Genomic DNA, 14,692 nt, shown 5'->3' on the forward strand with positions numbered 1-14,692 from the left:
GATAACCCGATCGAAAGGAAGCATGATGCGGAACAGAACCCTGATCCTTGGCGTAACCGCCCTTGCCGTCGCCGTCACGGGAATGGCTGCGCCATCATTTGCCGCCAGAGACAAGATGACGCCCGAGCAGCGGGCCGAACGCATGATCAAGCGACTGGACACCAACAGCGATTCCAAGGTCTCGCTCGACGAGTTTCAGGCGCGCATGACCACGAACTTCAAAACCTTCGACACCAATGGCGATGGCCAGATCAGCGCCGACGAGATGAAGGCGAAACGCCAGGCATTCCGCGACGCCCGCAAGGCCTGGCTCGAAGCCAAGGCCAAGGAAGGCAAGGAGCGCAACGCGGCGCTTGCCCAGCTTAGGGAAGCACGACCAGCCATGGTGCCTGGCATGCGGCCCAAGGCCTTCAAGCGGGTCGACACCGACGGCAACGGTTCCTTAAGCGCTGCCGAAGTCGCAAGCGCGAGCGAGAAGATGTTCAAGCGCCGCGACAAGAACAGTGACGGCGTCATCGACGCCGCCGACTTCACCAAAAAGATCGAGACGAAGAAGATCTAACCCGGATGGCGACACGCTCCCCCGCCCGGTGAGCATGTCGTCTGCGTGGCGCCTCCTCCTCGCATCGGACGCGAACGCAAGGAGGAGGCGTGAATTCGAATCCTCCCGAAACGACAACGCCGCGCACCAGATATGGCGCGCGGCGTCTTCCCTGCATCGGACGATGCATTCGGCCCGAACGGGTAAGGCTCTTTAGCGCCTTCCGTTTGCCATCGGCACCGATCGCGGATCGACGGTCTCGTAGAAACGCGCGATGATATCCCAGGCCTCGTCGGCGGTTTCGACGAAGTGGACCAGGTCGATATCATTCGGCGCGATCGTGCCGAATTCGGCAAGCGCCTGGAAATTGATAATCGAGCGCCAGAATTTTTCCCCGAAGAGAATAAGCGGAACCAGCGCCAGGCGGCCGGTCTGCATCAGCGTCATCGTTTCGAACAGCTCGTCCAGTGTGCCGAAACCTCCCGGAAACACCGTCACGGCCTTGGCGCGCAGCAGGAAATGCATCTTGCGGATGGCGAAGTAGTGGAAGTTGAACGACAGCTCCGGCGTCACGAAGCGGTTCGGCGCCTGTTCATGCGGCAGCACGATGTTGAGGCCGATCGACGGCGCGCCGACATCGTCGGCGCCGCGGTTGCCCGCCTCCATCACGCCCGGGCCGCCGCCGGTGACGACGACATATTCCTTGTAGTGCAGCTTGGCGGAATGTTCCGAGACGATCTGCGCGAACTTGCGCGCCTCTTCGTAGTAGACCGAAGCGGCTTCGAGGTTCCGGCGCTGGGTATCGTTCTTGGCCGCCCAGGCGTCGCCGCCGGGCTCGGGAATGCGTGCGCCGCCGAACATCACCACGGTCGAGTTGATCCCGTACTCTTCGAGCATCATCTCGGTCTTCAAGAGTTCGAGTTGCAGCCGCACGGGGCGCAGTTCCTCGCGGCAGAGGAAATCGTCGTCGATATAGGCAAGGCGGTAAGAGGGAGAGGCCGATTGCGGCGTCACCGGCACCGTCCGCGCCCGCTGCCGGCTCTGCGAGCTATCCGACAGCGGATCCCAAACCCCATCCTTACGGCGCAGATTGCGCTTCTTCATGCGTGCCATGCTATCGTCTTCCCGTCGCGTTCCGGACAATCGGCATCTCGGGCGGACGCGTCCTATCCTGTTTCATCGCTCATGAATGCCTCTGATGCCGGAGTCGTCCGGGCTTGCCAAGCCCTGCCGGAACGGACCCGCCGAAAAGCGGTTCAACTTTTCCGGAACGGGCCTCGGGCGCCACGCATTCCAGCCGATGCAGAACACCATGGCCGCTCATTGCGTCGCTGCTTAATTTTGTCCTTAAATCGATTCCGATTTGCCGAATTATGCAGTAGAGCTTTCGCAGGATAACCGCCGAACTTTAAGGAATTCCGATGACGAACCACGACCTCGCCTCCCTGTCGCAGACGATCGACGCCGCCTTTGATGACCGCGATTCCGTAAACACCGGGACGCGCGGCGCGGTGCGCGACGCCGTGGAGACGGCACTGAACCTGCTCGACAGCGGCAAGGTGCGGGTGGCCGAGCGTGGCGCCGACGGCAACTGGACGGTCAATCAATGGCTGAAGAAAGCCGTGCTGCTCTCCTTCCGTCTCAACCCGATGGAAATCGTCCGGGGCGGCCCGGGTGAATCCGTCTGGTGGGACAAGGTCGCTTCCAAGTTCGACGGCTGGAGCGTCAACGAATTCGAGAAGGCCGGTTTCCGCGCCGTGCCGAACTGCGTCGTGCGCCGCTCGGCCTATATCGCGCCGAACGCCATCCTGATGCCGTCCTTCGTCAACCTCGGCGCCTATGTCGGTGAAGGCACGATGGTCGACACCTGGGCCACCGTCGGCTCCTGCGCCCAGATCGGCAAGCATGTTCATCTGTCCGGCGGTGTCGGCATCGGCGGCGTGCTGGAACCGATGCAGGCCGGCCCGACGATCATCGAGGACAATTGCTTCATCGGCGCCCGCTCCGAGGTCGTCGAGGGCTGCATCGTGCGCGAGGGCTCGGTTCTCGGTATGGGCGTCTTCATCGGCAAGTCGACCAAGATCGTCGACCGCGCCACCGGCGAAGTGACCTATGGCGAAGTGCCGCCCTACTCCGTCGTCGTCGCCGGCTCGATGCCGTCGGGCTCGACCATGGGCAACGGCCAGCCGGCTCCGAACCTCTACTGCGCCGTCATCGTCAAGCGCGTCGACGAGAAGACCCGCTCCAAGACCGGCATCAACGAACTGCTTCGAGACTGATCAGATGACACCGGAGGGGCGGCGGTCGAGCATGACCTGGCTGTTCTTCAGCCCCTCCGGTCGCATCACCCGCCTGCCCTTTTTTCTCTCCTGGCTTTTCTGGCTTCTGATCGGCGGGTTCCTCGTCGCGCAGATGCTCGCCCACGAGAGCCACAAGACCGCACTGGCGCTCTGGACGCTGGCGCTGATCGTCTCCGGCATCGTTTCGACGCTCTCGATCGCCATGCTGGCGATCAAGCGGCTGCACGATATCGGCTATCCCGGACCGCTGGCGCTTTGCCTGTTCATCCCGGTCCTGAGCCCCATCGTCTTCATCGCGCTCTGCCTCTGGCCGGGCACTGAGGGCCCGAACGAATTCGGCCAACGCAGCGACGAACCCGGCGCCTGAGCGGCGCACTGTACATTTCAGGCCCGAACGCGTATGTAGCGCGCCATGAACAGGCTGGCGACAAGATGCTGGCCGCGGCAATCGGCGCCTGATGACGACCTGATCCAAGGTCTTGTTCGTTTACCGGCGCGAAAACCGAAATCCGAAAGACGAGAGATGACAGAATTCGAAGGGATCGCGCCTGCGATCGCCGAGGCGTTGGCAAAACGCGGTTACAACGAGTTGACGCCGGTTCAAAAGGCGATGCGCGACCCGGATCTGGCGGGCAAGGATGCGCTGGTATCGGCCCAGACCGGCTCCGGCAAGACCGTCGCCTTCGGCCTGGCGCTGGCACCGACCCTGCTCGGCGACCAACGCCGCTTCAGCGCTCCCGGCGCGCCACTGGCGCTGGTGATCGCACCGACACGCGAACTGGCGCTGCAGGTCAAGCGCGAGCTCGAATGGCTCTATGAGCAGACCGGCGCGACGATCACTTCGTGCGTCGGCGGCATGGACATGCGCACCGAGAAGCGCGCGCTGGAGCGCGGCGCCCACATCGTCGTCGGCACGCCCGGACGCCTTTGCGACCATATCCGCCGCAACTCGCTCGACATCTCCTCGCTGAGTGCCGTCGTGCTCGACGAGGCCGACGAGATGCTCGACCTCGGCTTCCGCGAGGACCTCGAATTCATCCTCGAGGAATCCCCTGATGACCGCCGCACCCTGATGTTCTCGGCAACCGTGCCGCGCTCGATCGCGACGCTTGCCAAGAACTACCAGCGCGACGCCGTGCGCATCAGCACCGCTTCGGAACAGAAGCAGCATGTCGATATCGAATATCGCGCGCTGACCGTTGCGTCGAACGACCGCGAGAACGCGATCATCAACGTCCTGCGCTACTACGAGGCGAAGAACGCCATCGTCTTCTGCTCGACCCGTGCTGCCGTCAACCATCTGACCGCCCGCTTCAACAACCGCGGCTTCTCGGTCGTGGCGCTGTCGGGCGAGCTCAGCCAGAACGAACGCACCCACGCGCTGCAGGCCATGCGCGACGGACGCGCCCGCGTCTGCATTGCGACCGACGTTGCCGCCCGCGGCATCGACTTGCCCGGCCTGGAGCTGGTCATTCACGCCGACCTGCCGACCAATCCGGACACGCTTTTGCACCGCAGCGGCCGCACCGGCCGCGCCGGCCAGAAGGGCGTCAGCGCCCTGATCGTGCCGGTGAGCCAGCGCCGCAAGGCCGAGCGCCTGCTCGAAAACGCCCGCATCACCGCCAATTGGGCCCGCCCGCCGTCAGCCGACGAGGTCAGCCGCCGCGACGACGAACGCCTGCTCGCCGACACCAGCTTTGCCGAGCCGATCCGCGAAGACGAAGAAGAGATCGTTCGCGCCCTGATCGAGCGTCATGGCGCCGAGCAGATGGCTGCTGCCTTCGTGCGCCAGTTCCGCTCGGGTCGTTCCGCTCCGGAAGACCTGATCGAGGTTGCCGTCGGCGACAGCCGCGCAAAGCCGCGCCGCGACGAGAAATCTGCGCCGCGCGAAGACTATGACGCACCGCGCGCCGATTTCAGCGACGGCAGCTGGTTCTCGCTTTCGGTCGGCCGCAAGCAGAGCGCCGAGCCGCGCTGGCTGATCCCGATGCTGTGCCGCCACGGCAAACTGACCAAGCGCGACATCGGCGCGATCCGCATGCAGCAGGATGAAACCTTCGTCGAGATGACGGCCGACGGTGCCGAGCGCTTCCTGTCGTCGATCGGCAAGGAAGGCATGCTCGAAAAAGGCATCCGGGTGAAGACGCTTCCCGGCGCGCCCGACCTGTCGCAGCAGCGCCAGGAGAAGCCGAGCTTCTCGAAGGACAAGCCAAACTTCTCCAAGGAAAAACCAGCCTTCTCCAAGGAGAAGCCGGCCTTTGCCAAGAAGCGCCCCTATTCCGACGATACGGCGCGCAGCGACGGCGACTTCAAGCCCAAGCGCAAGTTCGACAAGAAGCCAGCTTACGCCGCCGGCCCGGCCCACACCGACGACAAGCCGCCGGAAAATCGCGAGGCCTGGACCAAGAAGAAGGCCAAGCCGAACGCCGGCAAGGACGGCGGCTTCAAACCCAAGCCCAAGGGCAACAACGCCAAAAACCGTCAGGGCTAAGCTCGGTCTAGCCACATCGCCATAACCAATCAAAAAGCGCCGCGATCCGATCGCGGCGCTTTTTTCGTCTTCGGTTACGGACGCCGACCGTCTCAGGCTTCGAGGAAGCGGAGGCCGGCGACCGCGACGATGATCATGGCGATACAGGTGATCCGCATCCAGGACACGGGGTCGCCGAAAAGCACGATGCCGAGCACGGTGATGCCGACGGAGCCGATGCCGGTCCAGGCGGCGTAGGCGGTGCCGGCCGGCAGGTCGCGCATGGCGATCGTCAGGAGGTAGACGCTGCCCAGAGCCGCCGCGATACCGATGACGCTCGGCACCAGTTTGGTCCAGCCTTCGGCATATTTGAGCGCCAGGCCCATGATGATTTCAATCAGGCTCGCCGCTATCAGGATGATCCATGCCATTACCGTCTCCATCAAAAATTTTCATCTGAAGAACAATCTGGTAAGGTAGGCACCGAAGAGCAATTACGCACCTTTTGGTAACTATAGAAATGACGATAGACCTGACTGAAGCGCCCACGACATCGATCCCAGATGTCTTCGACCCGACATGCTCCTCACGCCATGCGCTCGAGCTGATCGCCAGCAAATGGGCGATGCTGATCATCTCGGCGCTCGAAGAAGGGCCGATGCGCAACGCCGCACTGATGCGCCGCCTTGGCGATGTCTCCCAGAAGATGCTGACCCAGACGCTGAAGGAGCTGGAGCGCAACGGCCTCGTCATTCGCGAGGACAAGAAGACGGTGCCGCCGCATGTGGAATACAGCCTCAGCCCCGTCGGCCGTTCGCTCAGTGAAACCCTGCTGGTGCTCGACCGCTGGGCCGAAACGCATTTCGCCACGCTGGATGCGGCGCGTGAACGCTACGACGCCGAGCGCGAACGATAGATTTATTCTCCGTCGAGCTGCGACTGGGCGATAACCTTCACCACCCAATCGGCAAAGACCCGCAGGCGGCTGCTCAAATGCCGGTTGGGCGGATAGACCAGATAGATCGGCATTGAGTCGATCTGCCAGTCCGTGAGCACCGGCCGCATGGCGCCGGTCTGCAGATCGTCGCGCACCATGAAGCGCGGCGCCTGGACAACGCCGAGGCCGGCCCGCGCCGCAGCGAGATACGTCGTCGATTCATTTGCCGCCACTGCATAGCGGCCATGGACCTCGATCTCCTCGGCGCCGCGCTTGAAGTAGAACGGCATCTGCTGGCCGGTCTGCGGGCGGAAGTAGCCGACGACGTAACAATTCTTCGAAAGGTCGGAGGGGTGTTGCGGCGTCGAGCAGCGATCGAGATAGTCGGGCGCCGCGCAGGCGATGAAGCTCATGTCGGTGATGCGCCGGGCAATCAGCGACTGGTCGGTCAAGGTGCCGACGCGGATGGCGCAGTCGACATTCTCGGCGACGTAGTCGACCGTGCGGTCGGAAACGCCGAGGTCGATCTGGATGTCGGGGTAGCGCTTGTGGAACTCGGGCAGCGCCGGGATGACGACGAGGTTGGCAATGGCGCTGGCCATCTCCACGCGCAGCCGCCCCTTCGGCAGGGTCTGGGCGCTTGACAGGCTGCCGTCGAGCTCATCGAGGTCGGTCACGAGCCGCGCGGCGCGTTCATAATAAAGCGCGCCATCCGGCGTCACCAGAACCCGCCGGGTCGTTCGGTTGAGCAGCTTGGTGCGCAGATGCGCTTCCAATCCCTGGATGAGATTGGTGACGGTTGCCTTGGGCATATTGAGCGAAGCGGAAGCACGTGTGAAATTGCCGGTTTCGACAACGCGGAGAAACGCGCGCATGGCCGTGAGCTGGTCCATTTTCAATAGCCGTGATTGTTCGAGATGCTGAATAGTGTAGTCGGATTGGACGGACTATTCCAGACAGAAGACAATGTTATTCTCCCATCATGGCGGGTTGCCGCCTCATGTGGGATGGCCCCGTGGCAAAGGCAAGAGAGATGGGCGAACGCTTTACAGTAGAGACGATGCAGACGGGCAAAGGCTCGTGCCCGGCACGTGTCTATAGTGGCGAAACGCTGCTCAATCCGCCGCCCGTGGTGCTGCACCTGCATGGCGGCTCCTTCGTCGGCAGTTCGATCGCCGCCGGCGAGCGCGTCGCCAAGGCGCTTGCGGCTGCCGGTGCCGTCGTCATCTCGCCGGAATATTCCTCGGCCTGCCTCAATCCGTTTCCGGCCGCACTCGACGTGACCTATTCCATGCTGTCCTCGATGCGCGCGCGTTGCCCGCAGTTCGCGCATAAAAAGTCGATGCTGTTTATCGCCGGCGAGGAAGCGGGCGGCAACATAGCTGCCGGCGTGGCGCTGATGGCCCGCGACCAGTTCCTCACCGACCTCAAGGGGCAGATCCTGCTGTCGCCGATGCTCGATCCGTGCCTGGCGACCGCGTCGTTTCGCAAATACTGTCCCGAGACGTCGGTGCAATCGATCGCCGAGGGGTGGCAACGCTATCTCGGTGAATGCGGTGGCTTCACGCATCCCTATGCCGCCCCGGCCCACTGTACGCGGCTGGCCGGCCTTGTTCCCTCGCTCATCTTGACCAGCGAGGAATGCCCGATGCGCGACGAGACTGCGGCCTATGCAGACCGCCTTCGCCAGGCGGGCGTGAGCGTTCAATCCCATATCCTTCCCGGCCGGGCCGGGTGGATACCGGAAAACACGGTGAGCGCGGAAACCTGGGCATCCCAGGAAGAAACGATTACCGGCATCTTTTCCCGCTTCTTTCAACAGGCGGGGGCGAAGCCGGCGGAAATGACGATGCGTTAGCCGAGGACAACAAGGCCGCCGGCCTTTCCCTTCCGCTGACGACAGCAGCAAAAAAGCCGGCTCCCAACCGGCAAGGAGAGAAAAATGACATCGACAGTGACCCGCCGGGCCCTTTGGGGCGCCGGCCTGAGCATCCTATTGTCCACTGCTGGCGGAGCCGCCATTCTTTTCGGCCTGCCGCAGCACTTCGAGGCGGATGCCGCAACCGAAACGGCGGCCGCACCGCCCCCGGCCGTGCCGGTCTCGGTGGCCAAGGCGCAGTCGCGTCGCATCACCACCTGGGAAGACTTTTCCGGGCGGCTTGAAGCGATCGAACGCGTCGAGGTTCGTCCCCGCGTCGGCGGCGCCATTCTCCAAGCCCACTTCCGCGAGGGCGCTTTGGTGAAGAAGGGCGACCTGCTGCTCACCATCGACCCCGAGCCCTATGCCGCGGCCGTCGACCGGGCCGCAGCCGAGGTCGCAGCGGCCGAGGCGCGGGTGGCGCTCGCCAAGACCGAGCTCGACCGCGGACGCAAACTGGTGACCACGAGTGCGATCCCGCAAAGCGGCGTCGACCAGCGCCTCAGCGCCTTCGACGAGGCGCAGGCAAGCGTGCGCTCCGCCAAGGCGGCGTTGCGGACGGCCGAACTCGATCTGGAATACACCCAGGTGAAAGCACCGATCTCCGGCCGCGTCGGCCGGTTGGAGGTGACCGCCGGCAATCTCGTCGCCGCCGGCTCCGCCTCGCCGGTGCTGACGACGCTGGTTTCGGTTGACCCGATCTATGCAAGCTTCAGCGCCAGCGAAGAAGTCGTCACCACCGCACTCGCCCGGCTCCAGGCTTCGGCCGGCGGCAGCGCGATCGAGCGCATCCCGGTCCAGATCGGCACCGCCGCCGACGAGGGCACGCCGATCTCCGGCCATATTCAGCTCATCAACAACGAGGTGGATGCGGCAACCGGCACGATCCGCGTTCGCGCCGCACTCGAGAATGCCGACGGGCGGCTGATCCCGGGCCAGTTCGTGCGCATTCGCATCGGCGAACCCGAGCCTGAAGAAAAGCTCGTGATCAGCGATCGCGCCATCGGCTCCGACCAGGACAAGAAGTTCGTGTTCGTCGTCGGCTCGGACAACAAGGTGGAGTATCGCCAGGTGAAGCTCGGTCCAAACTCCGACGGGCTGCGCATCGTCGAGAGCGGCCTGAAGTCCGGCGAAAACATCGTCGTCAACGGCCTGCAGCGCGTGCGCCCGGGTGTGCTCGTGGCACCGCAGCTGGTGGAAGAAACGACGGCGTCGATTGCCACCAAATAGGACATGACGGCCCCGGCTTCGGCTGTCGCCGAGGCGGGATTGGCCGCCCTGACATCACTCTGCAGATCCCGGCGCGCGGCGAGTGTTCTTGCCGCGACAGCCGGAGATTTGCCTGAACTCGTCCCAAGGGGGATACGTCAATGAACTTCTCACGCTTCTTCGTCGACCGCCCGGTCTTCGCGGGCGTTCTCTCGGTCCTGATCTTCGTGGGCGGCCTGATCGGCATGACCGGTCTGCCGATCTCCGAATATCCCGAAGTCGTGCCGCCGCAGATCGTCGTCAGGGCGCAATATCCGGGCGCCAACCCGGCGGTCATCGCCGAAACAGTGGCAACGCCGCTGGAGGAACAGATCAACGGCGTCGAAGGCATGCTCTACATGCAGAGCCAGGCGACGGCCGACGGTCTGATGACGCTGACCGTCACCTTCGAACTCGGCACCGACCCGGACCAGGCCCAGCAGCTGGTGCAGAACCGCGTCTCGCAGGCCGAGCCGCGCCTGCCCGAGGAAGTGCGCCGTCTCGGCGTCACCACCGTCAAGAGCTCGCCGGACCTGACGCTCGTCGTGCACCTCCTGTCGCCCAACGGCCAGTACGACATCAACTATCTGCGCAACTACGGCGTCCTCAACGTCAAGGATCGGCTCGCTCGCATCGATGGTGTCGGCCAGGTGCAGATCTTCGGCGGCGGCGACTATTCCATGCGCATCTGGATCGACCCGCAGAAGGCTGCCGAACGCGGCCTTGCAGCAAGCGACGTGGCAAACGCCATCCGGGCGCAGAACGTCCAGGCGGCTGCCGGTGTCATCGGCGCCTCGCCGTCGGTTCCCGGCCTCGACCTGCAGCTTTCCGTCAACGCGCAAGGGCGCCTGCAGACGCCTGAGGATTTTGCCGACATCGTCGTCAAGTCAGGCGCCGGCGGTGAGGTTACGCGCCTCGGCGACGTCGCACGCGTCGAAATGGGCGCTGCCGACTACTCGCTGCGCTCGCTGCTCGACAACAAGGCCGCGGTCGGCATGGGCGTCTTCCAGGCGCCGGGCTCGAACGCGATCCAGATCTCGGAAAACATCCACAAGGCGATGGCCGAGCTGAAGCTGACCATGCCTGACGGCGTCGACTACGAGATCGTCTACGACACCACCCAGTTCGTGCGTGCCTCGATCGAGTCCGTCATCCACACCCTGCTCGAAGCGATCGCGCTGGTCGTCATCGTCGTCATCGTCTTCCTGCAGACCTGGCGTGCCTCGATCATCCCGCTCGTGGCGGTTCCCGTGTCGATCGTCGGCACCTTCGCGGTGATGTACGTCTTCGGCTTCTCGATCAACGCGCTCAGCCTGTTCGGTCTGGTGCTGGCGATCGGTATCGTCGTCGACGACGCCATCGTCGTCGTCGAAAACGTCGAACGCAACATCGAGCAAGGTCTGTCGCCGATCCAGGCGACCTACCGGGCGATGCAGGAAGTCTCCGGACCGATCATCGCCATCGCGCTGGTGCTCGTCGCCGTGTTCGTGCCGCTTGCCTTCATCACCGGCCTGACCGGGCAGTTCTACCGCCAGTTCGCGCTGACGATCGCCATTTCGACGGTGATCTCCGCCATCAACTCGCTGACGCTTTCCCCGGCGCTCGCCGCCCTGCTTCTGCGCGATCACCACGCGCCGAAGGATTGGCTGACCCGCGCTATGGACAAGGTGTTCGGCTGGTTCTTCCGCGGCTTCAACCGCTTCTTCGGGCGCAGCTCGGAAGCCTATGGCCGCGGCGTCGGCAGGATCCTGTCGCGCAAGTCGCTGATCATGGGCGTCTATATCGTGCTGCTCGGCGTTACCTTCGTGTTGTTCCGTGCCGTTCCCGGCGGCTTCGTGCCGGCCCAGGACAAGCAGTATCTGATCGGTTTTGCGCAGTTGCCGGACGCAGCGACGCTCGACCGCTCTGAAGACGTCATCCGCCGCATGAGTGACATCGCGCTCAAGCATCCCGGCGTCGAAAACGCCATCGCCTTCCCGGGCCTGTCGATCAACGGCTTCACCAACTCGTCGAACTCCGGCATCGTCTTCGTGGCGTTGAAGCCGTTCGAGGAGCGCACGACGCCCGAGCTTTCGGGCGGGGCGATCGCCATGCAGCTGAACCAGGAGTTCGGCGCGATCCAGGATGCCTTCATCGCCATGTTCCCGCCGCCGCCCGTCCAGGGTCTCGGCACCACCGGCGGCTTCAAGCTGCAGATCGAGGACAAGAACGGCCTCGGCTACCAGGCACTGGACGAGGCGACCAAGGCCTTCCTTGCCAAGGCCCACCAGACGCCGGAGCTGGCTGGCATCTACTCGAGCTTCCAGATCAACGTGCCGCAGCTCTATGCCGATCTCGATCGCGTCAAGGCGCGTCAGCTCGGCGTCGAGGTGACCGACGTCTTCGAGACGCTGCAGATCTATCTGGGTTCGCTCTACGTCAACGACTTCAACGCCTTCGGCCGCACCTACAGCGTTCGCGTCCAGGCCGATGCCAACTACCGCAGCCACGCCGACGACATCGGCAAGCTGAAGGTGCGCTCGCAATCGGGCGAGATGATCCCGCTGTCGGCGCTGTTGAAGGTCGAGCAGACGGTCGGCGCCGAGCGGGCGATCCGCTACAACGGCTTCCTGTCGGCCGACATCAACGGCGGCCCGGCACCGGGCTTCTCCTCGGGCCAGGCCCAGGCCGCCATCGAGAAGATCGCCGCCGAAACGCTGCCTCCGGGTATCTCGTTCGAATGGACGGATCTGACCTACCAGCAGATCCTTGCCGGCAATTCGGGCATGCTCGTCTTCCCGCTGGCGCTGCTGCTGGTCTATCTCGTGCTGGCTGCGCAATATGAGAGCCTGACCCTGCCGATAGCGATCATCCTGATCGTACCGATGGGCATCATGGCAGCCCTTGCCGGCGTCTGGCTGACGGGAGGCGACAACAACGTCTTCACCCAGATCGGCTTGATCGTGCTTGTCGGGCTATCGGCCAAGAACGCGATCCTGATCGTCGAGTTCGCCCGCGAACTGGAACTATCCGGCAGCACCGCCGTCCAGGCGGCGATCGAGGCGAGCCGGCTGCGTCTGCGCCCGATCCTGATGACCTCGATGGCCTTCATCATGGGTGTCGTTCCCCTGGTGACGTCCACCGGCGCCGGCGCCGAAATGCGCTCGGCCATGGGCGTCGCGGTCTTTGCGGGCATGATCGGTGTCACCGCCTTCGGCATCTTCATGACGCCGGTGTTCTACGTGCTGATCCGCAAGCTTTCGGGCGAGCGGCCTTTGAAGCACGCCGGAGCGCATATCGAAGCACCTCATCTCGCGCCCGGAGAATGAGGTGATACCAACCTGCCCCATATGCGCTTCGAGCGGGCCGGATCTTTCCGGCCCGCTTACGTTGAAGACAGATCGGTAGCCTCAGCCGTCGGCTGCACGTCCATCCTGCGTGACAGCCGCGCAACGATCGGATAAACCAGCACCCTCAATCCCATCGGCCCAAGCGCCACGCAGACGGCATATCGCTACATGACCCCCACCGATCCGATCGCCAATCTCGCCACCCTCATCCGTTGCCCTTCCGTTACGCCTGCCGAAGGCGGTGCGCTCTCGGCGCTCGAAGCCATGCTGCAGCCGCTCGGCTTTGCCGTCGACCGGGTCACGGCAAAGGAAGCGGGCACGCCCGATATCGAGAACCTCTATGCCCGGCTCGGCAGCGATGGCCCGCATCTGATGTTTGCCGGCCATACCGACGTGGTGCCGGTCGGCGACGAAAGTGCGTGGACCCACGGCCCGTTTTCCGCCGATATCGCCAACGGCGAAATGTATGGCCGTGGCGCCGTCGACATGAAGGGCGGTATCGCCTGCTTCGTCGCCGCCGTCGCGCGTTACATCGAAAAGCACGGACCTCCGAAGGGTTCGGTTTCCTTCCTCATCACCGGCGACGAGGAAGGCCCTGCCATCAACGGCACGACGAAGCTTCTCGACTGGGCGGCCGCCAAGGGCGAGCGCTGGGATGCCTGCCTGGTCGGCGAACCGACCAATCCGGACCGGCTCGGCGACATGATCAAGATCGGCCGCCGTGGCTCGCTTTCGGGCCGGATCACCGTCAACGGCATCCAGGGCCATGCCGCCTATCCGCATCTTGCCGACAATCCGGTGCGGGGCATCCTGCAGCTGACCCAAGCACTGATGGATCCGCCCTTCGACAACGGCACGGAAAACTTCCAGCCGTCGAATTTGGAAGTGACGACGATCGACGTCGGCAACAGCGCCGTCAACGTCATTCCGGCGAAGGCAAGCGCCGCCTTCAACATCCGCTTCAATGACACCTGGACCGCCGAGAGCCTGATGGCGGAGATCATCGCCCGGCTCGACCGCGCGGCGGCCGACGGTGCGCTGCGGGCGGGCCGCGATCCGGTCCGGTACGAGATCACCTGGAACGAGCGGCCGAGCCATGTTTTCCTGACGCGCAACAATGCGCTGATTGATTCGCTCTCGGGCGCCGTCGAAGCGGTCACCGGCCAGCAGCCGAAGCTTTCGACCACCGGCGGCACCTCGGATGCGCGGTTCATCAAGGACTATTGCCCGGTCGTCGAATTCGGCCTTGTCGGCCAGACCATGCACATGGTCGACGAGCGCGTCGCCGTCGCCGATCTCGAAACACTGACGGGCATCTACGAAACCTTCATCGCCCGATGGTTCGGCCATGCCGCTGCTTGAGGAGGTTCTTGCCTATATCAAGGGCCTCTGGCTGCTGGTCCAGGGCAACGGTGAAGGTTTCCGCTGGCTCGATTTCAGCGAGAGCGGATTGTGGCGCTCGTTTGCGGCGATGCTCTGGTGCCTGCCGGCCATTGCCGTCACCTGGGCATCCTGGCGGCTTTATTATCTCTCGGCGATGCCGACCGGAACCACGGTCGGCTTCGGCTTCGCCTTCAAGCTGCTGGTCGTCGACCTCGTCAGCTGGCTGCTGCCGCTCGTGTTGATTTTTATCTTGGCGCGCCCACTCGGCTTTGCCGCCGCCGTCGTCCCGATCGTCGTCACCACCAACTGGCTTTCCGTGCCGCTGTCCTATGCGATGGCGGTGCCGGCGGCGATCCGCCTGGTCATTCCCGGCAGCGAGGGGCTGACGAGCCTGATCTGGCTGGTGCTGCTCTTCGCCAGCATCGGCGTGCTCTTCCGGCTGCTCCGCATCATCACCGGAAACCAGACGCTGCTGGCGTCGGCACTGACGGCGCTCTTTCTGCTGCCGTCAATGATGATGGGCGAATTGCTGCAGCGGTTCTTCGGCCTGATCCCGGCCTGACAAA

General features: G+C 64.0%; 13 protein-coding genes. 10 read left to right on the plus strand and 3 right to left on the minus strand.

The window, feature by feature from the left end:
• Nucleotides 1-25 precede the first annotated feature (25 nt).
• Nucleotides 26-562, plus strand: coding sequence for an EF-hand domain-containing protein (locus AC244_RS10940; RefSeq protein ID WP_161807855.1), 537 nt, complete (start codon nucleotides 26-28; stop codon nucleotides 560-562).
• 192 nt (nucleotides 563-754) lie between these two features.
• Here AC244_RS10940 and AC244_RS10945 read toward each other — a convergent pair whose 3' ends face one another.
• On the minus strand, nucleotides 755-1,654 hold the full coding sequence (locus tag AC244_RS10945; RefSeq protein WP_053248849.1) for an LOG family protein: 900 nt from the start codon (nucleotides 1,652-1,654) through the stop codon (nucleotides 755-757).
• A 308-nt stretch (nucleotides 1,655-1,962) separates the two neighbouring features.
• Between AC244_RS10945 and dapD the strand changes: the two genes are divergently transcribed.
• The 3 genes from dapD (at nucleotide 1,963) to AC244_RS10960 (ending at nucleotide 5,332) form a co-directional block, all read left to right on the plus strand.
• A complete protein-coding gene (dapD, locus tag AC244_RS10950) occupies nucleotides 1,963-2,820 on the plus strand; it encodes a 2,3,4,5-tetrahydropyridine-2,6-dicarboxylate N-succinyltransferase (protein WP_053248850.1) in 858 nt (285 codons plus the stop codon).
• Between the two features lie 4 nt (nucleotides 2,821-2,824).
• A complete protein-coding gene (locus AC244_RS10955; RefSeq protein ID WP_053248851.1) occupies nucleotides 2,825-3,208 on the plus strand; it encodes a DUF805 domain-containing protein in 384 nt (127 codons plus the stop codon).
• Between the two features lie 156 nt (nucleotides 3,209-3,364).
• Nucleotides 3,365-5,332, plus strand: coding sequence for a DEAD/DEAH box helicase (locus tag AC244_RS10960; protein ID WP_053248852.1), 1,968 nt, complete (start codon nucleotides 3,365-3,367; stop codon nucleotides 5,330-5,332).
• Between the two features lie 92 nt (nucleotides 5,333-5,424).
• Here AC244_RS10960 and AC244_RS10965 read toward each other — a convergent pair whose 3' ends face one another.
• Nucleotides 5,425-5,742, minus strand: a complete 318-nt coding sequence (locus AC244_RS10965; protein WP_053248943.1) for a DMT family transporter — start codon at nucleotides 5,740-5,742, stop codon at nucleotides 5,425-5,427.
• 89 nt (nucleotides 5,743-5,831) lie between these two features.
• Here AC244_RS10965 and AC244_RS10970 point away from each other — a divergent pair, with 89 nt between their 5' ends.
• Complete coding sequence (locus AC244_RS10970) at nucleotides 5,832-6,227, plus strand: winged helix-turn-helix transcriptional regulator (protein ID WP_053248853.1); 396 nt, start codon at nucleotides 5,832-5,834, stop codon at nucleotides 6,225-6,227.
• Between the two features lie 2 nt (nucleotides 6,228-6,229).
• On the opposite strand, the gene AC244_RS10975 is transcribed toward AC244_RS10970, so the two are convergent.
• Complete coding sequence (locus AC244_RS10975) at nucleotides 6,230-7,141, minus strand: LysR family transcriptional regulator (protein WP_053248854.1); 912 nt, start codon at nucleotides 7,139-7,141, stop codon at nucleotides 6,230-6,232.
• 140 nt (nucleotides 7,142-7,281) lie between these two features.
• On the opposite strand from AC244_RS10975, the gene AC244_RS10980 reads away from it, so the two are divergent.
• The 5 genes from AC244_RS10980 (at nucleotide 7,282) to AC244_RS11000 (ending at nucleotide 14,688) form a co-directional block, all read left to right on the plus strand.
• Complete coding sequence (locus AC244_RS10980; RefSeq protein WP_053248855.1) at nucleotides 7,282-8,106, plus strand: alpha/beta hydrolase; 825 nt, start codon at nucleotides 7,282-7,284, stop codon at nucleotides 8,104-8,106.
• A gap of 84 nt (nucleotides 8,107-8,190) precedes the next feature.
• The gene (locus AC244_RS10985; protein ID WP_053248856.1) at nucleotides 8,191-9,396 is read left to right on the plus strand and encodes an efflux RND transporter periplasmic adaptor subunit; all 1,206 of its coding nucleotides are present in this window, start codon (nucleotides 8,191-8,193) and stop codon (nucleotides 9,394-9,396) included.
• Between the two features lie 140 nt (nucleotides 9,397-9,536).
• Complete coding sequence (locus AC244_RS10990; RefSeq protein ID WP_053248857.1) at nucleotides 9,537-12,722, plus strand: efflux RND transporter permease subunit; 3,186 nt, start codon at nucleotides 9,537-9,539, stop codon at nucleotides 12,720-12,722.
• Nucleotides 12,723-12,911: 189 nt separating this feature from the next.
• A complete protein-coding gene (dapE, locus tag AC244_RS10995; protein WP_053248858.1) occupies nucleotides 12,912-14,105 on the plus strand; it encodes a succinyl-diaminopimelate desuccinylase in 1,194 nt (397 codons plus the stop codon).
• The gene (locus AC244_RS11000; RefSeq protein ID WP_053248859.1) at nucleotides 14,092-14,688 is read left to right on the plus strand and encodes a hypothetical protein; all 597 of its coding nucleotides are present in this window, start codon (nucleotides 14,092-14,094) and stop codon (nucleotides 14,686-14,688) included. Before dapE ends, AC244_RS11000 begins: the two co-directional genes overlap by 14 nt.
• Nucleotides 14,689-14,692 lie beyond the last annotated feature (4 nt).

Source organism: Ensifer adhaerens (genome assembly GCF_001270265.1).
GTDB lineage: Bacteria > Pseudomonadota > Alphaproteobacteria > Rhizobiales > Rhizobiaceae > Ensifer > Ensifer adhaerens_B.